22 protein-coding genes are annotated in these 22,843 nt (G+C 37.4%); 17 read left to right on the top strand and 5 right to left on the bottom strand.

The window, feature by feature from the left end; genetic code table 11:
• The first annotated feature begins 37 nt into the window (after positions 1-37).
• From AC5YGI_RS07130 to AC5YGI_RS07115, 4 genes are all read left to right on the top strand, one after another.
• Complete coding sequence (locus tag AC5YGI_RS07130; RefSeq protein WP_047429381.1) at positions 38-403, top strand: DUF1304 domain-containing protein; 366 nt, start codon at positions 38-40, stop codon at positions 401-403.
• 527 nt (positions 404-930) lie between these two features.
• Positions 931-2,181 (top strand): quaternary amine ABC transporter ATP-binding protein, encoded by a 1,251-nt coding sequence (locus tag AC5YGI_RS07125; protein WP_496167881.1) that lies wholly within the window; start codon positions 931-933, stop codon positions 2,179-2,181.
• A gap of 1 nt (position 2,182) precedes the next feature.
• Positions 2,183-3,010, top strand: a complete 828-nt coding sequence (locus AC5YGI_RS07120) for an ABC transporter permease (RefSeq protein WP_496167880.1) — start codon at positions 2,183-2,185, stop codon at positions 3,008-3,010.
• A 1-nt stretch (position 3,011) separates the two neighbouring features.
• Positions 3,012-3,866, top strand: a complete 855-nt coding sequence (locus tag AC5YGI_RS07115) for a glycine betaine ABC transporter substrate-binding protein (RefSeq protein WP_496167879.1) — start codon at positions 3,012-3,014, stop codon at positions 3,864-3,866.
• A gap of 293 nt (positions 3,867-4,159) precedes the next feature.
• Here the strand turns inward: AC5YGI_RS07115 and AC5YGI_RS07110 are convergent, their stop codons facing one another.
• A complete protein-coding gene (locus AC5YGI_RS07110) occupies positions 4,160-4,537 on the bottom strand; it encodes a winged helix-turn-helix transcriptional regulator (protein ID WP_034697438.1) in 378 nt (125 codons plus the stop codon).
• Positions 4,538-4,629: 92 nt separating this feature from the next.
• Between AC5YGI_RS07110 and AC5YGI_RS07105 the strand changes: the two genes are divergently transcribed.
• Together AC5YGI_RS07105 and AC5YGI_RS07100 are read left to right on the top strand one after the other, a co-directional pair.
• Positions 4,630-5,619 carry an NADP-dependent oxidoreductase gene (locus AC5YGI_RS07105; RefSeq protein ID WP_496167878.1) on the top strand — a complete coding sequence of 330 codons (990 nt, stop codon included), beginning with the start codon at positions 4,630-4,632 and terminating at the stop codon, positions 5,617-5,619.
• Positions 5,620-5,622: 3 nt separating this feature from the next.
• Complete coding sequence (locus AC5YGI_RS07100) at positions 5,623-6,093, top strand: cupin domain-containing protein (protein ID WP_496167877.1); 471 nt, start codon at positions 5,623-5,625, stop codon at positions 6,091-6,093.
• A gap of 313 nt (positions 6,094-6,406) precedes the next feature.
• On the opposite strand, the gene AC5YGI_RS07095 is transcribed toward AC5YGI_RS07100, so the two are convergent.
• Both AC5YGI_RS07095 and AC5YGI_RS07090 read right to left on the bottom strand, forming a co-directional pair.
• The gene (locus tag AC5YGI_RS07095; RefSeq protein ID WP_496167876.1) at positions 6,407-6,868 is read right to left on the bottom strand and encodes a thioredoxin fold domain-containing protein; all 462 of its coding nucleotides are present in this window, start codon (positions 6,866-6,868) and stop codon (positions 6,407-6,409) included.
• Complete coding sequence (locus AC5YGI_RS07090; protein ID WP_496167875.1) at positions 6,865-8,934, bottom strand: TonB-dependent receptor plug domain-containing protein; 2,070 nt, start codon at positions 8,932-8,934, stop codon at positions 6,865-6,867. The genes AC5YGI_RS07095 and AC5YGI_RS07090 overlap by 4 nt, the downstream gene beginning before the upstream one ends.
• 123 nt (positions 8,935-9,057) lie before the next feature.
• Here AC5YGI_RS07090 and AC5YGI_RS07085 point away from each other — a divergent pair, with 123 nt between their 5' ends.
• From AC5YGI_RS07085 to AC5YGI_RS07050, 8 genes are all read left to right on the top strand, one after another.
• Positions 9,058-10,209: a homogentisate 1,2-dioxygenase gene (locus AC5YGI_RS07085; protein WP_330745422.1), complete on the top strand. Its 1,152-nt coding sequence runs from the start codon at positions 9,058-9,060 to the stop codon at positions 10,207-10,209.
• 424 nt (positions 10,210-10,633) lie between these two features.
• Positions 10,634-12,145 carry a succinyl-CoA:acetate CoA-transferase ScpC gene (gene scpC, locus AC5YGI_RS07080; RefSeq protein ID WP_496167874.1) on the top strand — a complete coding sequence of 504 codons (1,512 nt, stop codon included), beginning with the start codon at positions 10,634-10,636 and terminating at the stop codon, positions 12,143-12,145.
• A gap of 217 nt (positions 12,146-12,362) precedes the next feature.
• Entirely contained in the window at positions 12,363-13,637 is a 1,275-nt protein-coding gene (locus tag AC5YGI_RS07075) for an acetyl-CoA hydrolase/transferase family protein (RefSeq protein WP_110010900.1), read from the top strand.
• A 136-nt stretch (positions 13,638-13,773) separates the two neighbouring features.
• A complete protein-coding gene (locus tag AC5YGI_RS07070) occupies positions 13,774-14,565 on the top strand; it encodes a hypothetical protein (protein ID WP_454512015.1) in 792 nt (263 codons plus the stop codon).
• A gap of 235 nt (positions 14,566-14,800) precedes the next feature.
• Positions 14,801-15,931, top strand: a complete 1,131-nt coding sequence (gene hppD, locus AC5YGI_RS07065) for a 4-hydroxyphenylpyruvate dioxygenase (protein ID WP_330745419.1) — start codon at positions 14,801-14,803, stop codon at positions 15,929-15,931.
• 70 nt (positions 15,932-16,001) lie between these two features.
• Positions 16,002-16,463, top strand: coding sequence for a hypothetical protein (locus tag AC5YGI_RS07060; RefSeq protein ID WP_496167873.1), 462 nt, complete (start codon positions 16,002-16,004; stop codon positions 16,461-16,463).
• A 52-nt stretch (positions 16,464-16,515) separates the two neighbouring features.
• Positions 16,516-17,763 carry a fumarylacetoacetase gene (gene fahA / locus AC5YGI_RS07055; RefSeq protein WP_496167872.1) on the top strand — a complete coding sequence of 416 codons (1,248 nt, stop codon included), beginning with the start codon at positions 16,516-16,518 and terminating at the stop codon, positions 17,761-17,763.
• Positions 17,764-17,961: 198 nt separating this feature from the next.
• On the top strand, positions 17,962-18,786 hold the full coding sequence (locus tag AC5YGI_RS07050) for a flavin reductase family protein (RefSeq protein ID WP_411414283.1): 825 nt from the start codon (positions 17,962-17,964) through the stop codon (positions 18,784-18,786).
• Between the two features lie 173 nt (positions 18,787-18,959).
• Here the strand turns inward: AC5YGI_RS07050 and AC5YGI_RS07045 are convergent, their stop codons facing one another.
• Positions 18,960-19,469 carry an Ivy family c-type lysozyme inhibitor gene (locus AC5YGI_RS07045; protein WP_496167871.1) on the bottom strand — a complete coding sequence of 170 codons (510 nt, stop codon included), beginning with the start codon at positions 19,467-19,469 and terminating at the stop codon, positions 18,960-18,962.
• A gap of 48 nt (positions 19,470-19,517) precedes the next feature.
• A complete protein-coding gene (locus tag AC5YGI_RS07040) occupies positions 19,518-20,360 on the bottom strand; it encodes an alpha/beta hydrolase family protein (RefSeq protein ID WP_330745414.1) in 843 nt (280 codons plus the stop codon).
• A 61-nt stretch (positions 20,361-20,421) separates the two neighbouring features.
• Here AC5YGI_RS07040 and AC5YGI_RS07035 point away from each other — a divergent pair, with 61 nt between their 5' ends.
• The 3 genes from AC5YGI_RS07035 to AC5YGI_RS07025 are packed head-to-tail and all read left to right on the top strand — an operon-like array spanning position 20,422 to position 22,837.
• Positions 20,422-21,678, top strand: a complete 1,257-nt coding sequence (locus tag AC5YGI_RS07035; protein ID WP_330745413.1) for a T9SS type A sorting domain-containing protein — start codon at positions 20,422-20,424, stop codon at positions 21,676-21,678.
• Positions 21,679-21,693: 15 nt separating this feature from the next.
• Positions 21,694-22,467, top strand: coding sequence for a HipA family kinase (locus AC5YGI_RS07030; RefSeq protein ID WP_330745412.1), 774 nt, complete (start codon positions 21,694-21,696; stop codon positions 22,465-22,467).
• On the top strand, positions 22,454-22,837 hold the full coding sequence (locus tag AC5YGI_RS07025) for a DUF3037 domain-containing protein (RefSeq protein ID WP_110010891.1): 384 nt from the start codon (positions 22,454-22,456) through the stop codon (positions 22,835-22,837). Before AC5YGI_RS07030 ends, AC5YGI_RS07025 begins: the two co-directional genes overlap by 14 nt.
• Positions 22,838-22,843: the final 6 nt, after the last annotated feature.

Here is a 22,843-nt window from a genome sequence, read left to right as displayed (position 1 = left end):
TATTTTTTTAGTTTTACAATGAGAAAAATATTGAATCATGGAAATCGTTGCTAAAATTCTGATCGCTGTCGTTGCACTGGAACACCTTTATATTCTTTGGATGGAAATGTTCGCATGGGAAACCAAAGGAAAAGAAGTTTTTAAAGCAGCTCTGCCTGCAGAAATGTTTAAACCAACGAAAGGACTTGCTGCCAACCAGGGACTTTACAATGGTTTTCTGGCTGCCGGACTGATCTGGTCATTCCTGATTAAAGATCCGCAATGGCAGACCAATGTGGCATTATTCTTTTTAGGATGTGTAGCTGTGGCCGGAATCTATGGAGCCATTTCTGCCACTAAAAAAATATTTTTCGTTCAGGCACTACCTGCCATTCTTGCTATTATTGCCGTTTTATTGAAATAACCTTACGGGTTATCTTTTAAAATAATTACCATACCCATCTCTCTTACCTTTAATGATAAGAGAAGATTCATCATGAAATCACCTCTTTAAAACTATATTGAAAATCAACAATTTACATAAGTAAAAATCCATTTAATATAAAATTCGTAAATTTGCACCGTCATAAAAAATTGATAGACAGTTTTTTGATGCTGGCAAGCATTTTGATGAAATGTAGCCATTCAAGTTGTTCAGTATACATATCTGTAATTACCTCATCAGTAATTTAATTGTAGAATCTATGTAAAAGATCAGTTTCTTTTTACATAATACACTCTTTTTCTAGAGTATAATCTATTGAAATATTTAAAATAAACATAAGGCCAGCAGGTCTCTATGCTATTATTTTTTTGTTTAAAGCTTTTATCACCAAAGGCTTGGCAAATTATTTTATCCTATCATCAACATCAGAACAACGAAAGCTAAATGTATATAATGAATTGGTGTACAATTTTTTATATCAAATTATTAATTGAAAAATTCTGAATATGGAAAAAAATGAAAACACTCGAAAAGTAAAACTTAAAGTGGAAGACCTGACGATCATCTTTGGTAAAAACAAAGAAAAGGCACAGGAACTTCTGGACAAAGGTTTTTCCAAAAAGGAAATTCTTGAAAAAACAGGCTGTACCATAGGAATCAACAAAGCCAGTTTTGAAATCTATGAAGGAGAATTCTTTGTGATCATGGGACTTTCGGGAAGTGGAAAATCAACTTTACTGCGTTGTTTGAACAGACTGAATGAACCCACATCAGGAAAAGTATTCATCAATGACGATGATATTACCGGGAAAAACAACAAAGAACTGCTGGAAGTAAGGAGAACGGAAATGAGTATGGTTTTCCAGAAATTTGGATTACTGCCCCATCATACAATTCTCGACAATGCTGGTTTCGGATTAGAAATCAGAGGAGAAGACAAAGCTTCACGTGATAAAAAAGCACAGAAAGCGCTGGATATCGTTGGATTAACCGGTTTTGAAAATCAATATCCTTCCCAGCTTTCCGGAGGAATGCAGCAGAGAGTAGGATTAGCAAGAGCGTTGGCTAATGATCCTGAAGTTTTGCTGATGGATGAAGCATTCTCTGCATTGGATCCGCTGATAAAATCTGAAATGCAGGATCAGATGCTTGAACTGCAGAATACATTGCAAAAAACCATAGTCTTTATTACCCACGATCTGGATGAAGCCATTAAAATCGGAGACCGTATCGTCATCATGAAAGATGGTGTCATAGAACAGATAGGAACTGCTGAAGATATTCTGACCAATCCGGCAAGCGATTATGTAAAAGCGTTCGTAGAGAAAGTAGACCGTAAAACGATTATTACTGCCAGATCTTTAATGTTTGATAAAGCGACAGTGGTACGTTTCAGAAAAGATGGGCCGGAAGGCGCTTTAAGAAAAATGAGAACCACGGGTCTGGAAAACTTACCTGTAGTGGATTTTCAAAACAAATTCCTTGGTTTTGTAACGCTTAACGATGTTGTCCGCATTGCCAGAAAGAAAGAACCTACGGTAGAATCCATTATCAACAGTAATGTTCCTTCGGTGTATCCTGAAGTAACTGTAGAGGAAATGCTTCCGTTGATCTCAGAAAATAAATCGTCCATTGCTGTTATTGATGAAGACAATAAATTTTTAGGTCTTGTCACCCAGTTATCTCTGGTCATAGAAGCGACCAAGTTTAACGAAGAAGAGATTATTGAATTAAAAGAAATCGCAAACAACCAATAAGATGAATAAAACTATAGATATAGGTCAATATGTAGAAACTGCAATCAATTGGCTCACAGAAAACGGAAAACCTGTATTCGATGTTATAAAACACTTAGGAAATGCCTCTATCATGGGGATTGAATGGGTTTTAACAAACACCCCTTTTTATGTAATCATTCTCTTTTTTACCCTGCTGGCACTATGGAAAGCCGGAAAAGGCATTGCTGTAGTAACGGCTGCCGGACTAAGCTTAATATTTCTGATGGGACTATGGAAAGAAACCATGGAAACGCTTGCACTTATTTTTGTTTCCACCATTACCGCTCTTATTCTTTCTATTCCGCTTGGAATTTTTGCAGCGAAAAGCAAAATAGCTGACAAAATCATTCGTCCTTTACTGGATCTGATGCAGACCATGCCCGCATTTGTCTACCTGATCCCGGCTGTACTATTTTTCAGTATCGGTAAAGTACCGGGTGCTTTTGCAACGATTATTTTTGCCATGCCGCCCGCTGTACGATTAACAACATTGGGAATTGAAGCTGTTCCGAAAGATATTGTGGAAGCTGCCAGAGCTTTTGGAGCCACCAACCGTCAGATCCTGTTCAAAGTAGAGCTCCCTTTAGCGATGAAAACGATTTTAACGGGAATTAATCAAACCATATTGTTATCCTTATCCATGGTCGTTATTGCAGGAATGATTGCTGCAGGCGGTTTGGGAGAAAAAGTACTGGAAGGAATTAATAATCTGGATATCGGATTAGGATTTGAAAGTGGTTTATCCGTTGTGATTTTAGCCATTATCCTCGACCGTATTACCCAGGGATTTGTAAAGAAAAAGCAATAAGATGAAACAATTTAAATATCTGTTTTTACCCGTTTTAATGTTACTATTTACAGCATTAAGTTCGTGTGAAAACATAAAAAACTCAAAATACATTACCATAGGAATGGTAGATGGCTGGGCAGAAGATGTTGCGATGACGCATGTTGCTAAAGCCATTCTGGATAAAGAAGGTTATCATGTGATTACTCAAAAAGCTTCTACGGATATGATCCTGGCTTCGATGAATAATGAAGATACAGACCTTTTCATGGGAGTCTGGCTTCCTTACACCCATGCTAAAAAGCTGGCTAAATTTCCGGGACTGACTCATCTTGGAACCAATTACGACAACGGCCGTATAGGATTGGTTGTTCCTGATTACGTACCTGTTAACTCCATCGAAGAGCTCAATCAGCATAAAAATCAGTTCAATCAAAGAATTATTGGAATTGAAAAAGGAGCCGGATTAACCACCGGAACGGATAAAGCTATTGTTGATTATAAACTGGATTACCAACAGATCAATTCCTCTACGATTGCCATGATCACCGAATTACAGAATGCCATACAGCGTAAAGAATGGATTGTAGTAACCGGATGGCAGCCTCACTGGATGTTTGGAAAAATGAAGCTTAAATTTCTTAATGATCCTCAACAGATATATGGTGAAGCAGAACAGATTAAAACTTACTCCAGAAAAAGCTTTGCAAAAGATCATCCTGAGCTGGCCAGATTCTTTTCAAAACTTCATTTTGATGATGAAAACATGTCTGATCTTTTAATGAAAATGGAACAGAGTACAAATAAAGAAGCCACCGCCAAAGAATGGATGGAAGATCACGCTGAACTGATACAGTCTTGGTTAGATAAAAATTAATAAACAATTTGGTAGTATTTAAAATCCTCAACTCTAAACGGGTCTGAGGATTTTTTTCATCAATATAGATTATTTGATCTTTTCTTTATGAAATAATATTGATTAGTAATCGCAAAGGGGCAAAGAAATTTAATAACATACTGCTTAAAGGCGCAAGAAAATCAAAGATTTTCAGCAAGTTTGTTTCAGTTAAAATTCAACAGAATTAAATTTTATCATAGATAAAATCCTTGCGCCTCAAGGTATATTTAAAGGAAATTTTTTGCGTCTTTGCGTTTTTCAACATCTCATAATTATCCCATTGATTCTTTGATCTTTTCCCGATGAATGATCCCCCAATTCACCAATGTTTCTGTCACCGGAAATACAGATTTCCCATATTCCGTCACTGCATAGGTCACTGTGATCGGTTTTGTATCCTGAATGGTTCTGGTGATCAGGAGATTGGTTTCCAGTTCTTTTAATTCTTTGCTCAGCATTTTGGCGGAGATTCCTTCAATACTTCGCTCCAGCTTCTTAAAATGAATCATCTGATCCGGTCTGTTCGTCAGATATCGTAAAATCATCAGTTTCCATTTTCCTCCTAAAACGTCCAGACTGTCCCGCATCGCGAACAATTCCTCTGTGCAGCTGGCCTCTCTTTCGATGCCGTTTTCAATGATTTTTGCCATAATAGTTTCATGAAGGTAACTAGTTACCATTGGTTAACTAGTAGCAAATATAAACTATTCCCGTTTTACATTTGTGTATCAAATTTTAAAGTATGAAAGCAGTTATTTTAAATAAAAACGGAAAGCTGGAAGACGGATTTGCAGAACAGCCAAAACCCAAAAGCAATGAAGTTTTAATCCATATTAAAGCAAGCGGTTTCAATCCCATCGATTATCAGATGCTGGAAAATGAATTGGAACGGAAACTGATCAGTTCCCCGATATTAGGAAGAGAACTATCCGGAATTGTGGTGGATAAAGGTTCAGGAGTTACAGAATTCAATATTGGAGATGAAGTCTATTGTGGCAGCGGTTCCATGGGAAGCAACGGCACTTACGCTGAATATATTGCTGTTCCTGAAGCCATTGTTTCCTTTAAACCAAAAAATATTTCTTTTGAACAGGCGGCTGCCATTCCTTCAGCAGGGCTTACTTCTTTACAGATCTTTAACCGTTTGAAATTAAACCCCGAAAATACAGTTTTGGTAACAGGAGCAGCCGGAGGAGTCGGTTCATTTCTGATCAAACTTTTATTAGCACATAATATCCGGCAGATCACAGCCACAGTGGGCAGTGAGGAAAACAGACAGATCCTTCTTAAACTGGGTTTAAAAGAACATCAGATCATCAACTATAAAGAAGAAAACCTGATTGAAAATATTGTAAAAGCCAATAACAACCAGCCTTTCGAATATGGAATTGATCTGGTGGGAAACTACATGTCGGAAGTGACTGCAGAAGTTTTGAAAATTAACGGAACGTATGTGGATGTCACGGCTTTGGTAACAAAAGAAGCTCATGAAATCCTGTTCAACAAAGGAACTCTGATTATGAATATTTCCAATTACACTTACGGAATGATTAAAAAATATGAGTATTATAAAAACAGTTTATTAGAAATAAAAAGACTCATTGAAAACGAAACGATCCTTCCTCCTCAACATAAAATCATAGGAAACCTTTCTTTAGAAACTGTTCTGAAGGCGCATTCTCTATTAAAAAATAATCAGACTCAGGGTCATAAACTTATCATGAAACATTAATCTATGAACAAAATACCAAGACGAATCGTAACAGGAATTAAAGACGGAAAATCCGTTATTATAGAAGACCAGCAGGTAGAAAACGCTGTAGAACATTTTCCGGGACTTATCATTTCGGATGTATGGAATACTCAGACCATGCCTGCCAGCCTGGATTTTGAAAACAGAATTCCGAATACCGGATTTCCGCAAACACCTGAAAATGGTACTTACTTCCGGTATGTAGTTGTTCCTCCGGATAAAAATTTAGGTGTAGAATGGAAAAAGAACGAACCTCATCCAATGATGCATCAAACTCCGACACTGGATTATATTATCATCCTTTCTGGTGAGCTTTACCTTATCATGGAAGAAGGAGAAACGCTTCTGAAGCCGGGCGACATCGTCATTCAAAGAGGAACGAATCATGCTTGGAGCAATCGGTCTAATGAACCTTGCATTCAGCTGGCGGTTTTGATTGATGCAGAAATTTAATTTGTTGGAAAAACGCAAAGACGCAAGGAAAAATAAATAATGTATTGTTTTTAAGGCGCAGGAAAATCAAAGATTTTCAGTAAGGAATTATTTATAAAGTATTAGAAATATATAATTTTATCGCAGATAAAATCCTCGCGTCTTAAAAACGGATAAAAAATCCTTGCGACTTAAAACAGAAGAAAGAAAAAAATTTACGCCTTTGCGTTTTTCCAACAAAAACTCAGAAACATAAAAAAACGCACTCATATTTTCCGCAAGCATCTGTGTAATTCGTGTAATCTGTGAGAAATGATATATAAACAACATTCAATTACAAAGCAGAAATCTCCAGCAGTTTCTGCTTCATTTTTTTAGTCGTCATCTGCCCTTCCTGATAATACACCAGATTCTGATGCTTATCCAGGAATATCCACAAAGGATAAACAGGCTGATTTTTATTTTTTGACAATGCCAGCGCCAGCGCATGAATTCCCGAATTTCCATTCTGCAGATATTCAAAATCCTGATTCTGGAAATGAATTTTCTCCTTCGTTTTCTCTGCCTCAAAGTTGATAAAATAAAAGTGATCATTGACCATATTCACCAGCTCCTGATCTTTATTCATACGGAAAGACTCAATCTTACAGACCGCACACCAATCTGTATATAGATGGATCACAACCGGTTTAGGGTTTTCTTTCTGCTGAACTTCAAGATCAGAAAAAGTGCCTGTCTTCATCTGAGACAGATAAAAACAGGGCACTAACATTAAAAATAAAGCTATTTTTTTCATTTTAAAGTATATTTTACTCCCAGGAAACCTCTGATTCCCTGCATTGGGGCGTAACCGTACGCCGTATCAAAAGTATAGTGATTAGGGTTGTTGACAGGATCATCAACATATTTATCAAACGGGTCAAAGGGTCTCATCAAAGGATCTTTAGGTCTGAAATTGAATAGGTTTTTCATCCCGCAATACACTTCAAATCCGGATTTGAAACTCTTGGACACCTGAATATTGGCCAGAGAATAAAAGGGCGAATATTCAGGGCGGAAATCGTTCACAAGAACAGGAAGCCTCATGGGGCCGTAGAACTGTCCTGTAAAATCGATGGTCAGGTTATTGGCGAACTTATACGTCAGATTATAAGTACCACTCCATTTCGGAGCATGCAATTGCTGTGTTTTTTGATTTTCATTATCAAATTTCTGATAGACATCCAGATAAGTAACACCAAGATTGACACTCAGAGGAAACTGAAAACTGAAATCGACATTCAAAGAAGCTCCCCGTGAAATTCCGTACCCATGAAGATTGTCATAAATAATTTTATTAGGATCGGAATCAAAATCTCCCACGATTTTATTACTGAAATACGTATAAAATGCAGAAGCATCAAGATTCACCATTCGACTGCCTACAGGAATTTTCCAGATATAATTCAGGTTTCCGTTGATGGATCTTTCCGGCTTCAGGTCAGATTTCACCACCACTTCCCTTGAACCTGTCAAAGCAGCATGATCTTCCGTAAACAAATTCACCACCCGGAAGCCTGTTCCAAAGTTGAAACGCAAGGTATGGTATGGATTAGGATTAAATTTCCATGCCAACCTCGGTGAATGTACGGAATGGTGCACTTTATCATAATCATATCTGTATCCAAGCAGTAAGGTATTTTTATCATTGATTTCCCACTGATCCTGGATAAAAGCTCCCCAGATCGGTGATTTCATCGGTGCATTAGTGATACCATCCGCAGCTAATGTTCCCGGAGTATTATCATCGTAAAAAGTTCTTTTGAAAGTAAGTCCGGCCGTGATATCATGTTTCCCGAAACTTCTGTCCCAATACGTCTGCACGAATGCCACTTTTTGTGTCGCATTGAATGGGTTGGAACCATAAAATGAATTCTGATCATGGTAATTATAAGAAAACTGAGTTACAATATGTTCTTTCATAGGCCATTCATACAAACCAAAAATCTCTGCCCTGTTGGTATAGATACTTTCTCCGTACACCTCATCACTGCCACGGAAAGATTTATTCCACTGCATTTCACCGCCAAAGCGGTCTTCATACAGATATCTCATGGCAAAACTTGCCTGTCTGTTTTCCTTTCTTTTAAAATTCCACTTATTGAAAACTGAAATTCTGCTTTGTAAAGTAGCATCGGTGAAATTATCTTTATTCTGATCTATTCTTTCCTGAAAACTGAAATAATTTAAACTTAATAAAGAAGCAGCTTTCTTTCCTACGTTGAATTTGGTGGAAAGATCCAGATTATTTTCAAACCAGCTTGAAGTCATCAGGTCAACACTTAATTTAGGAGCAGTCAAAGCATTTTTGGTAATAATATTAATGACACCTCCCATGGCTTCAGAACCATAAATAGAAGATGCAGGACCTTTTACAACTTCAATTCTGTCTACCAGACTATTGGGGATTCCGCTTAATCCATATACGGTGGAAAGTGAACTTACAATCGGCATTCCGTCAATCAGAATCATGGTATATGGCCCTTCTAATCCGTTGATGTGAATATCGCCAGTATTACAAACAGAACAGTTCAGCTGAGGTTTTACTCCATTCACCATGGCAATGGCCTCAAAAATACTGGGAGTAGGATTTTTCTGGAAAAATTTCTGACTATAAATCTCTACAGCGACAGGACTTTTGGACCTGCTCATCGGTTTTATGGTTCCGGTAACCACTACATCTTCAATGTTACTGGTCTTGAATTCCCTCTTCATAACTTTTGCAGAATCCTGACTTTTAGACTGCTGTAAACTCAAACTGTCCGTCTCCTGCGCAAAGCAATAGCTAGATAAAAAAGTAATAGAAAATAATATTCGCTTCATGAAATTAAAATTGTTAGACAAATCTAACAATTATTTTTTAAATACAAAACTTCTTCAAAAAAATATAGATGGATTGAATTCATGAAAAATGATTAAATTTGAGAAACTACATATGAAAGTAAAATGAGATATCATCAATCGGGAAATATCCCACCAAAAAGACACACGATCTTTAAGTCTCCTGAAGATAAATTTTACTATGAGCAGCTTTTCGGGACAGAAGGCTTCCATGGTATTTCTTCTCTGTTATATCATATCCACCGCCCTACACAGATCAAATCTATCGGTGAGCCGAAAGATGTTACTCCCAAAATTGCTGTGGAAAAGAATGTTGCTCCAAGAATGTTTAAAGGAATGAACGTCACTCCTGAAGATGACTTTATGGACAGCCGAAAGATCCTTTTGATGAACAACGACCTGAAAATGGGGTTGGCCAAGCCAAGGAAATCGATGGATTACTTCTACAAAAATGCAGAATGTGATGAGCTTTTGTATGTTCATAACGGAACGGGAATTTTAAAAACATTTGTAGGAGATCTTGAATTCGTTACCGGAGATTATCTTATTATTCCAAGGGGAACAATTTATCAGGTGGAACTGAAGTCTGATGATACGGTATTTTTCGTATTGGAAAGCCACTCTCCGATTTACACTCCGAAAAGATACAGAAATGAATTCGGACAGCTTTTGGAACATTCTCCATTCTGCGAAAGAGATATAATAGCTCCTGCCTACAGAGAACCCATCGATGAAAAAGGAGAGTTCTTAATTAAAGTAAAAAAAGAAAACCAGATTACCGACTTCATCTACGCTACTCACCCGTTTGATGTAGTAGGCTGGGACGGATATTTTTATCCTTATAAATTCAATATTAAAAACTTCGAACCGATTACAGGAAGAATTCACCAACCACCACCGGTTCACCAGAATTTTGAGGGACACAATTTCGTAGTCTGCTCATTCTGTGCAAGAATGTATGATTATCACCCACAGGCGATTCCTGCACCTTACAACCACTCCAATATTGACTCTGATGAGGTACTGTTCTACACCGAAGGTGATTTTATGAGCCGTAATCATATTGACCTGATGGACTTCACCCTTCACCCGGGAGGAATTGTACACGGTCCGCATCCAGGTGCTATGGAAAGAAGTATCGGAAAAAAATTCACGGAAGAATATGCCGTAATGGTAGACCCTTTCCGCCCTTTGAAAATTACTGAAGAAGCTTTAAAAGTGGAAGATCCATCTTATAAAACTTCATGGCTGGAATAGTCTACAAAGAATTAAAACAGTTTTAAACTTTACTATCAACCACAAAAGTCACAAAAGATATAAACACTAAAGGTTTATAGGTGAATCTTTATTAATTATAAAGAACACAAAAGTTTTGAAAATCGAAGATTTTCCTCTAATGTGAACTTTATGCAGTATTAATATTGGCTTTTTCATTAAACAAGAGTATTTAACCAAGCTTTGTGACTTTTTTGGTTAAAATTCAAATAGATTTATTTAATATTAAAAAAGTCTATTAAGTTCATATTAAAAAGTATTACTGAATACATACAAAAGACGCTTTAAATCCTTTATTTAAAGTGTCTTTTTTCGTAAATTTGTGAGGTATGGTTACCATATTGGCCATCATTATTTTTCATGACGCATCCTAAGTAATGGTGGTTTAAAACAAAATCAATATTACATGTTAGAAAGAATCAGATTAGAAAGTCTACACGAGAAAGTAACTACTGCGGAAAACGCAGTAAAAATCATTAAAGACGGTATGACCATCGGGTCCAGCGGCTTTACGAAAGCAGGTGACAGCAAAGCCATTTTACCGGCACTGGCAGAAAGAGGAAAAACCGAAGACCTTAAAGTCACTTTAATGACGGGAGCTTCACTAGGCCACGGTACGGATGGAAAGCTGGCTGAAGCCAATGTACTGAAGAAAAGGATGCCTTTCCAGGTAGATCCTGTCTTAAGAAATAAAATCAACAATGGCGAAATTCTCTTCATCGACCAGCATTTAAGTGAAAGTGCAGAGCTTCTTCACACCAAAAATCTTCAGAGTATTGACGTAGCTATTATTGAGGCGGCCTATATTGAAAGAGACGGAAGTATTGTTCCTACCACTTCTGTAGGAAATTCAGTAACATTTGCTGCTTTGGCTAAAAAAGTGATTATTGAAATCAATACCGAAGTTCCAGAAGAAGTTTACGGAATCCACGATATTTACCAGGCTGAAGATTATCCTTACAGAAATGTTATTCCAATCGTAGCACCATGGAATAAAATCGGGAGAAAAAGCATTCCTGTAGATCCTGAAAAGATTGAAGCTATTGTATTTACCAACCGTAAAGACAGTCCGGCAGATATTGCAGAACCTGACGAAAAAACAACAGCAATCGCCAAACATCTTCTTGCTTTCTTTGAAAATGAAGTTCTTTTGGGACGGCTTACCGACAGACTACTTCCTCTTCAGGCAGGTATCGGTAAAGTGGCCAACGCTGTTCTGACAGGTTTCAAAGACAGTAATTTTTATGACCTGACGATGTTTTCGGAAGTGCTTCAGGACAGTACTTTCGACCTGATCGACTCCGGTAAGCTAAGCTTTGCCTCAGCATCTTCCATTACCGTTTCTCAGGAATGCTATGAAAGGGTTTTAGGAAACCTTTCAAAATATAAAGACAAGTTTGTTTTAAGACCTCAGAATATTTCCAATACTCCAGGACTGATCCGAAGACTGGGAGTGATTGCCATCAATACCGCCATTGAATTCGATATCTATGGAAATGTAAACTCCACTCATATCGGAGGAACCAAAATCATGAACGGAATCGGAGGTTCCGGAGACTTCGCAAGAAATGCTTATTTAAGTATTTTCGTAACTCAGGCTGCTTCAAAAGGCAACAATATTTCTCACGTGCTTCCAATGGTTTCTCATACCGATCATACGGAACATGATGTTGATATTCTGGTAACAGATGTTGGATTAGCTGACTTAAGAGGGCTTGCGCCAAGAGAAAGAGCACAGAAAATCATTGACAACTGTGTTCACCCGGATTATAAAGAAGAATTACAATCTTATTTCGACAGAGCCTGCGAAAAAGGAGGTCATACTCCTCATTTATTACAGGAAGCCTTCAGCTGGCATCTACGATTTGCAGAAACCGGAAGCATGAAACAGAAAACAACTGTAGAAACTGCTAATTAAGATTTACATCAAAACAGAAAATAAAACGAAAGGACTGAATGCCAATGCATTTGGTCCTTCTTATTTTAAATCAAAATAGGTTTATTCATATGACAAAAATCTGTTCAATATCCTCAAAATATTTATATGAATATAAAATTATAAAGATTATCTTTGAAAGGAGAGCGGTATTTTATGAGATTTAAAATACGTTGAACACATTTTAAAAAAACAAAATATGAATAATTACATCAGCGCAGAAGAAGCAATATATACGATAAAAAGCGGAAACCGTGTGTTTTTTCACGGCAGTGCCTGTACACCGAATTATTTGATTGATGAGCTGGCAAGACAGTCCGGCCGGTTGCAAAATGTGGAAATGGTTTCCATTACCCAGCAGGGAAATGTGGAAATTGCAAAACCACAATACAAAGACAGCTTTTTCATCAATTCTTTATTTGTTTCCACACCTGTGCGTGATGCTGTGAATTCTGACCGCGGAGACTTTGTTCCCGTTTTCTTAAGTGAAATTCCTATTTTATTCAGAAAAAATATACTGCCACTGGATGTGGCGATCGTCACCGTTTCTCCACCAGATCAACATGGTTTTTGTACGTTGGGAACTTCAGTCGATATTGCGAGAGCTGCTGTAGATACGGCAAAAATCATTGTAGCCATCGTTAATCCAAGAATGCCAAGAACCCATGGAGACGGAATGATCCACATCAGCAGAATTCACAAGCTGGTATGGCATGAAGAAGAACTCCCAACAGTAGATTATGGTTCCAAAGTAGGTCCTGAAGAAATGCTGGTAGGAAAAAATGTTGCGGAGCTTATTGAAGACAGATCCACCCTTCAGATGGGGATCGGAACCATTCCTGATGCGGTTCTGAAATGCCTTACCAATCACAAAGATCTGGGAATTCACACAGAAATGCTGAGCGACGGTGTTATTGACCTTATTCAGGATGATGTGATCAACAACAAATACAAAGGCTACAACGATAATAAAACCATTACAAGTTTCTGTTTCGGAACCCGGAAACTTTATGACTATGTGGATGACAATACCGTGTTTGCCTTCAGAGACGTAAGCGAGGTTAATTTTCCAATCAATATCATGAGAAACAAAAAGATGGTTGCCATCAATTCTGCTATTGAAATAGACCTTACAGGACAGGTATGTGCCGACTCTATCGGAACGCTCCAGTATAGTGGAATCGGAGGACAAATGGATTTTATGCGCGGTGCTGCTTTAAGTGATGACGGAAAACCTATCATAGCCATTACCGCAAGAACTAAAAAAGGAATTTCCAGAATCGTTCCCTTTCTTAAGCAAGGCGCTGGTGTAGTTACTACAAGAGGACATATTCATTATGTAGTAACTGAATACGGGACAGCTTATCTGTACGGAAAAAATCTTCGCCAGAGAGCGCAGGAACTTATCAGCATTGCCCATCCGGATGACAGAGAAATGCTGGAAAGAGCTGCTTTTGAAAGATTTAAACATTGATAATCAAACTATAAAGTTTTCAAAACTATTTTGCTATAAAAATTAAAACAAATTTTGAATTTAACATCATAGAATCATATGAAAATATTAATTTTTTGGCAGTATATTTGATAAAATTCATTCAAAAACAAGGAAATTGAAAACTATATATAATTCGATACGAGACGAAATTGTAAAACATTCCAAGGTAAGGAATTCTGTTTTGGGGAATGTGAATGAATGGAAGAGAAGCCATTATATTATTCTTTCCGAAATTATCAAAGATGAACTCTCTGAGGCTGAAGAACTGAAGGGAGGAAAAAAATTTGAAATCGGAAATACCATTTCCCATGTTACCCTTCAACGCTTTTTTGAAAACGATTATCAGGATAAAACCCATAGTGACCTCAGGTTTTTAAAAACACTGGATAAGATTTGCATCTTCCTGGGATATAAAGACCTTAATGATTATATTCTTACGGTAAGATACAGAAAAGAGCATGATGAGCAAGCCGATGACCAATCCTATCTTACACAGATGGTATATGATTACTGTGCTGCCGTTTTTGAATTTTATAAGCAGTTTCCGACTCACAATACCGAACTTTTAAAAGGTCTGGTCTTTGACGATTCTCCTTTTCTGGAAAGAGCTTCACAGTTTAGTAAAGAATTGTGCGATAAAGATTTTCACCTGATTACAAAAAACAACAGATCCAATTACGAAGTATTTGATATTCACGTTGTCACAGACGAACCGGACAAAAAAATCCTGGAGTCTCAGGAGTTCTGGAATCTTCTGTTTAAAGTTGGAGAAACCGGCGAAGAACATTTCGTAAATCAACTCAGTACCCAGATCTATTTTATCCGAAAAATAAATGATTCCTGGAAGATATGGGATAATTATAATCCCGACGCAGGAATGCTCAACCGAAAAATTGAAACAATCTAAAATAAGAAGCCGCAGAGAAATCTACGGCTTTCATGTTTCGAAATATTTTTTTTCACTTGTCTTTTGTATAACAAATGTAGGCAGATGATTTTAGACTTATGAAACTTAAATATACTTAAGTAAACTCTTCTTTAACGTTATGTTAAATATATTCAATGAATCCAGGGGAATATTTTCGCAATGTCTAAGAATTTTGTAATTTGCATACCAATAAAATAAAAGTAAAAGAGAAAATATGTCAACACTTACATTTGCCGAGAAAATAGCTCAAGCAGAAAATTTCTTACCAATTAATGGTACAGATTATATTGAGTTTTATGTAGGAAATGCAAAACAGGCTGCCCATTATTACAAAACCGCTTTCGGTTTTCAGTCTGTAGCTTATGCGGGTCCTGAAACAGGAGTAAGAGACCGTGCATCTTATGTGCTTCAACAGGGAAAAATCAGATTGGTATTAACAACGGGACTTAAATCTGACTCTCCTATCAGTGAGCACGTAAAAAAACATGGTGACGGAGTAAAAATTTTGGCACTTTGGGTAGATGACGCTTATGCAGCTTTCGAAGAAACAACTAAAAGAGGAGGAAAACCTTATTTAGAGCCTGTAACGTTAACTGATGAGCAGGGTGAGGTAAGAATGTCCGGTATCTACACCTATGGAGAAACCGTTCACATGTTTGTGGAAAGAAAAAATTATAACGGAGCTTTCATGCCTGGTTATGAAAAGTGGGACAGTGATTATAAGCCTGAAGAAGCAGGGTTATTATATGTAGACCACTGTGTAGGAAATGTTGACTGGAACAGAATGATCCCAACCGTAGAATGGTATGAAAAAGTAATGGGATTTGTAAACATCCTTTCTTTTGATGATAAGCAGATCAATACAGAATATTCTGCACTGATGTCTAAAGTAATGTCAAACGGAAACGGATATGCAAAATTCCCGATCAACGAGCCTGCAGAAGGTAAAAAGAAATCTCAGGTAGAAGAATATCTTGATTTCTACGAAGGTGAAGGGGTACAGCACATTGCTGTAGCAACGAAAGATATCATCCACACCGTAACTGAATTGAAGAAACGTGGTGTTGAATTCCTTTCTGCTCCACCGGAAGCTTATTACGACATGGTTCCTGAAAGAGTAGGTCATATTGATGAAGATCTTAAAAAACTTCAGGAGTTAGGTATACTTATTGATCATGATGAAGAAGGGTATTTATTACAGATCTTTACGAAGCCTGTAGAAGACCGCCCTACTCTATTCTTCGAAATTATTGAAAGACACGGTGCGCAAAGTTTTGGTGCCGGAAATTTCAAGGCGTTATTCGAAGCATTAGAAAGAGAACAGGAAAGAAGAGGTAATCTTTAAATTTTACAATAAAATATAAGTTTTGTCAGAATACTGTATTCTGGCAAAACTTTTTTATAAAACACAGTATATGAGAAAACTTTTTATCGGGATTTTTCTTCTGGGAACCTTAGGGCTTAAAGCTCAATATGGAACTTTGAATGAAATCCTTAACCGACTTGAACAAAGAAAAGGCATCAATCAAAATCTTGAAAATGTGAATATTGATAACAAAAAGTTTGTTTTCATCAAAGATGAAGCCGATCATACGGAACGGGACTTTATTATCATCAAAGGAAATAATGCCACGTATGTAGAAGTTTTCGATGATAAAGCAACTGGAGAAAGCAGTTCCAATGTTTTTACCGGTGATATCATCAGGAAAAAAAATATTATTTCTTTACGGGCAGACATGCTTGAAAACAAAAAAATCCCAATGCCTGTCACGAAAACTTTATTGCTGACACAACAGGACAATATTTTGTACCTTATCGATGTCAATACCAGAGACAGATGGATTGATGAAGCCTCTTACTTAAAAAAGACCAAATAAATGTTCCGGGGAATTCTCCGGATGATATTGAATCTAACTAAAATCTAAACTTATGAAATCATTTGTAGACTATTCCTCAAATTCGGATTTTTCTATACACAATATTCCTTTCGGAGTCGCAGTTTTTAACAAAGAATATATCGGATGCTGTACAAGAATCGGAGATCAGGTCATTGATCTTGCTACCTTGTACGATCTTGGATATTTTGAAGATATTGAAGGATTAGACGACAATGTTTTTGAAGCGTATACCATCAACGAATTTATCGAGCTGGGTAAGCCTGTTACCAATGCTGTTCGTACTAAAATCCAAACCTTATTGCAGGAAGGATCCACTTTATCAAAAGATCAGAAAACTATTGAAGAAGCTTTCTATGATCTGGATAAAGTAAAAATGATGATGCCTGTTCACATCCCGAATTACACCGATTTCTACAGCAGCATCGAACATGCTACCAACGTAGGAAAAATGTTCCGTGATCCGGCAAACGCTTTATTACCCAACTGGAAACATCTACCGGTAGGTTACCACGGAAGAGCATCCTCTATCGTAGTTTCCGGAACGGAGATCAATCGTCCGAAAGGTCAGACAAAGCCTGCAGATGCAGATAAACCGGTTTTCGGACCATCTAAACAACTGGATTTCGAACTTGAAATGGCTTTTATCATCAATAAAAATACAGAGATGGGAGAAAGTATTTCTACTAAAGACGCTGAAGATGCCATCTTCGGAATGGTCGTTTTCAACGATTGGTCTGCAAGAGATATCCAATCCTGGGAATACGTTCCGCTAGGGCCATTCCTTGCGAAAAACTTCGGTTCATCCATTTCTCCATGGGTAGTTACCCTTGAAGCTCTGGAACCATTCAGAACCGCTTCTCCAACCCAGGATCCTGAGGTTTTAGACTATTTAAAATTTGAAGGTGATAAAAATTACGATATCAACCTTGAAGTATATATCCAGCCTGAAAACGGAGATCAAAACCTGATCTGCGAAAGCAACTACAAACATATGTACTGGAATATGACCCAGCAACTGGCACATCATACGGTAAACGGATGTAATGTGGAAGTAGGTGACCTATATGCCAGCGGTACCATCTCAGGAAGTGATCCGAAATCTTTCGGTTCTATGCTTGAACTGACATGGAGAGGACAAAATCCTTTATCATTAAGCAACGGAGAAGAAAGAAAATTCATTGAAGACAATGATACGGTTACCATGAAGGCTTGGGCTGAAAAAGACGGTGTGAGAGTAGGTTTCGGTGAAGTTTCCGGTAAAATTATTCCAGCACTTTAATTTTTATCTAAATTTTAACTCTGCACAATACCACTATTAAACCTTATAGGTTTTGAAAACCTATAAGGTTTGGTGGATGACATCGCTAGAAATATACTGCTAAACAGATAGTATTAGGAGTGTCATGCTGAGCTGAGTCGAAGCATCTTTTAATATCATTTGAATACTTAAGTTGAATTAAGTGTTAAAAAGAAAAACATGAAAACAGTAATCCCCTCTGAGATAACCTCCGTACAACTACAGACCATCATGCAAACCGCCGTTTCACCACGGCCCATTGCATTGGCTTCTACAGTGGATAAAGACGGTAATAATAACTTATCTCCGTTCAGTTTTTTTAATATGTTCAGTACGGTTCCTCCGATTTTGATTTTTTCACCATCGAGAAGGGTTCGTGACAATACTACAAAACATACGCTGGAAAATGTTCTTGAAGTTCCGGAAGTGGTCATCGGAACAGTCAATTTTCCGATTGTACAACAGATTTCTTTAGCCTCTACAGAATATGAAACCGGAGTGAATGAGTTTATCAAATCCGGTCTTACCATGAAAGATGCAGATCTTGTACAACCTAAACTTATTGAAGAATGCCCGGTTAATTTTGAATGTAAGGTTTTAGAGGTAAAATCATTGGGTGATCAGGGCGGCGCAGGAAATCTGGTAATCTGTGAAGTTCAGAAAATTCATATCAGAGAAGAATATCTGAATGAAGCCGGAAATCTGGATCAGAAAAAACTGGATATGGTAGCCCGTTTAGGCAGCAACTGGTATTCCAGAAGCAATGAAAACAGTCTTTTTGAAGTACCTAAACCTTTGGTAACAAAAGGAATCGGTTTTGATCTGCTGCCAGATTCTATCAAATACAGTAAAGTATTTACAGGAAATGACCTTGGAATGCTTGCCAATACGGAAGTGTTGCCTGAAGGTGACTTTCATGCTGATGAAAACATTCATCTCGACGCACAGAAGTTACTTCTGGAAAGCAAAGTGGAAGAAGCGTGGGTTTTGCTCACTATTAAATAAAAAAATAAGCCTGAAATTTCAGGCTTATTTTTTTATGCTGGAAGTAAGAAGCTGGAAGTATATAAAGTCTTATGAATAGATTTTTGTCCCAATTAATACCCTTTGGAAAATAATTCCATTTTGATTTCAATAGATACCGAATACTATTATCTTCCAGCTTCTCACTTACTTTCTTATTTTGCTTTCAGCGATTCTGAGACCGTAATTTTCCCTTTTTCAGCAAATTCTGTTACCTTACCGTTTTTATCTATGGAAACGTTCAGATTATCATTTTTAGCATCGTAATAAATACTTGTCACGTATCCCGGACAATCGTGCTGTTTGCATCCTGTCAGTTTGTAGATTCCATTTTCTGATACAACAGGACTTTCCACATTGAAATTCTTTACCATCTCATCATACTGAGCACCGGTAAGTTTTTTAAGTCTTTCTGAAATACCTTTATCTTCAAAGAATTTAATATCATGAGGATATTTTCCAACGTTTTTGGTAATAACATTATCCGGAGCAGGAGCAGAAGGAGCTGCAGTTGCTGCTGAATCTGTTTTTGGAGTTGTTACGGAATCCTTAGGCATAACGGCTGCCAAAGTATCACTGCTTACAGAAGATTCTGTTTTTGTTTCTTTTTTACATGAAACAACACATAATGAAAGCGCAAGTGCGCCTGCAATAATTTTTTTCATAAATATATTGTATGGTGGTTACTATATAATAACGTAGTTTTAAACGTTTTATTTCAATTTTTCTTTGATAAAATCAATGCATTTTTCAGTTACAGTATGGAGATCTTTTGGTAAATCATTTCCTTCCCATGGTTCTTTTGCCCCGAAAGTATGGTTGGCATTTTCAATCAGAAACAATTCAGAATTGGGGTGAAGAATATGAAGATGTTCTGCCTGCTTCACCTCTACCGCTTCATCTTCTGTTCCATGAATAATCAGCATATGAGCCTTAGCCATTTCTGTAGCTCGTTCTACATCAAAACGGTGAATATCTTTTTCAAAATCTTCATAAAACTGGTAATAATGAGGCATTTCCTGTTTTGTACGGCCGTTCAGCGCATAATATACTCCATTATTCTTCCAGTTCTCAAAGGCTTCTCCTTTTGGAAAACGATCTAATGTGTCAACACTGGCCAATGTAATCAAACCGTTGATTCTTTCATCTTCAACAGTTTTGATAATGGATATTCCCCCTCCCCTGCTGTGTCCGATCAGTACAATCTTTTCATCATCCACATGAGGATCTTTACTGAAATGATCAATTACTACTCCAAGATCGGAAAGTTCTTTAGAATAATTATTATTTCCAAAGGCTTCGAGGTCTCCAAAATTAAACGGATCTTCTGTTGTTGTTCCGTTATGTGAAAAATTAAACTTGACAAAGAAAAAGCCTGCTTCCGCAAACTTTTCGGCCATCAGGTTCCAGGCGCCCCAATCTTTATACCCTTTATAACCATGAACAAATATAATCAGGGGAAGTTTTTTTTCAGTAGCCGGATAAAAAATATCAGCAAGAAAGCCTTTTGTTTCTTTATTTTCTAAATATATATTCTTTTCGATAATCAAATTCATAAAATAAACGGGTTTTATTTAATATTATTTATATTTATGGGATGAATTCAAACTGAAATTTATGAAAAAAACTCTACTTCTTTTATCTTTAATTACATTTTCTTTAATCCTGAGCCAGACGACCAAAAGGGTCTTTTTTATTGGAAACAGTTATACTTATGTTAACAATTTACCTGGCCTTATTCAAAGCATTGCTGCATCTAATGGTGATGTATTCGAGCATCACAGCCAGACTCCGGGAGGTGCTACCCTGCAGGATCATGCCAATAACCCGAATGTCACTACAGACATTAATCAGGGAAACTGGGATTACGTGGTATTGCAGGAACAGAGCCAGCTTCCTTCGTTTCCTGATTCCCAGGTACAAAACCAGGTGTATCCTTATGCGCTTCAGCTTTCTAATTTAATTAAAGCATCAAATCCTTGTGGTAATGTTATTTTCTATATGACCTGGGGCCGTAAAAATGGTGATGCAGCCAATTGCCCGGGACTTCCCACAGTCTGCACCTATCAGGGAATGGACACTCAAATTTATAACCGTTATATGGAAATGGCAATGAACAATGAAGGCATTGTCTCTCCTGTAGGTAAAGTCTGGAGAACAATCAGAGAGCAAAACCCGGCCATTGAATTGTATGATCAGGATGAATCGCACCCGAGCTACATTGGTTCTATGGCGGCTGCGTATACATTTTATACTATTATATTCAAGAAAGATCCTACGCAGATTCCTTTTAATGGAAATCTTACTCCGGCACAGGCCCAGCTGATCAAAGAAATTGTGAAAACAGAAGTGTACAATCAGCCTGGTCAATGGTATGTAACCAACAATGATGTTCACAGCAGATTTACTTATCAGCTTACCGGAGCAGGCACCGTTCAGTTTACGAATGCAACCCAGAATGCAGCCAATTATTCATGGGATTTTGGTGATGGTACGACTTCTACGCTGGAAAATCCGACGCACAACTATACTGTGGGAGGAAGTTATCATGTAAAACTTACAACAGATGCTTGCGGAGCAACTACAACGAAAACAAAACTGGTTGTTGTAAGTACATTACAAACAGCAGAAACAACTATAGAAAATGGAATTCAAATCTATCCAAATCCTTCTCAAAACCTTATTAACATTGTTTCTAAAAAGAAATTTGAAGTAATTTCCCTTACAGAAGCCTCAGGAAAAATCATTCCTTATCATTTGAATAAAACAGACACCGGCTGCAGTATTTCACTTCAGCATCTGACCAGCGGAGTTTATTTCCTGCAATATAAAACAGGAGAAAAGGAATTCACTAAAAAAATTATTAAAAAATAAGCTTATTTTTGCTGCATGCAGAATTTAAGAACTGTAACCGTGATGCGTTACATTCTGCCCCTGAGAGAAGGAGGATCTCTTCCGGCTCTGGCAGAAGCTGATGATGATTTCAAATATGTATTAAAATTCCGTGGTGCAGGCCATGGGGTAAAAATGCTGATCTCCGAACTTTTGGGCGGGAAAATTACCGAAGCTTTGGGACTTAAAATTCCTGAACTTGTTTTCGTTAATCTTGACGCCGATTTCGGAAGAACGGAAGCCGATGAGGAAATTCAGGATCTTCTGAAGTTTTCTGAAGGGCTGAATCTCGGTTTACATTATCTTTCCGGTTCTATTACGTATGACCCGGGAGTAAGTGTGGATCCGCTTCTGGCCTCAAAAATAGTATGGCTGGATGCATTCATTACCAACATCGACCGTACTTTTAAAAATACGAATATGCTGATGTGGCATAAAGAACTTTGGATCATTGACAATGGTGCTTCGTTCTACTTCCACCACTCATGGCAGAATTTTGATGCAGCAGCCAAAACGCCTTTCAAATATGTGAAAGATCATGTGCTTCTTCCTAAGGCCAAAATGCTTGACGAAGCGGATAAATTTGCCCATGAAGTTTTGAATGATACTCTTTTCAGAGACATTGTCAACATGATTCCTGAAGACTGGTTGCACTGGAATGATGCTGACGAAACGCCAGAAGAAATTCGTGAAATCTATTTTCAATTTATGAAAACCAGATTAGAAAATTCTCAAATCTTTGTAAACGAAGCGAAAAATGCAAGAGGATAAAATATATGAATATGCGGTAATACGCCTAGTACCTAAAGTTGAAAGAGAAGAATTTTTCAATATCGGACTGGTGATGTTTTCCAAGAAGGAAAAATTCATTAGAGTGGAATTCTATTTGTGTCCGGACAAATTCAAACTGATGCACAGCAAACTGGATTACGATGATATCATCCACAATCTGGAAAGTTTTCAAAAAATTGCTAACGGTGAGAAAGATGGCGGTCCTATTGCTTTTCTTGATATTCCGGAACGTTTCCGATGGCTAACAGCGGTAAGAAGTTCTGTCGTACAGACCTCAAGACCTCATCCGGGAAAATCAAAGGACCTGAATGCCACTTTTGGTAAGCTTTTTGAGGAGTTAGTAAAATAACACTCC

The organism is Chryseobacterium sp. CS3K3.1, from assembly GCF_059515165.1.
This window is presented reverse-complemented; position numbering and strand designations above follow the sequence as displayed.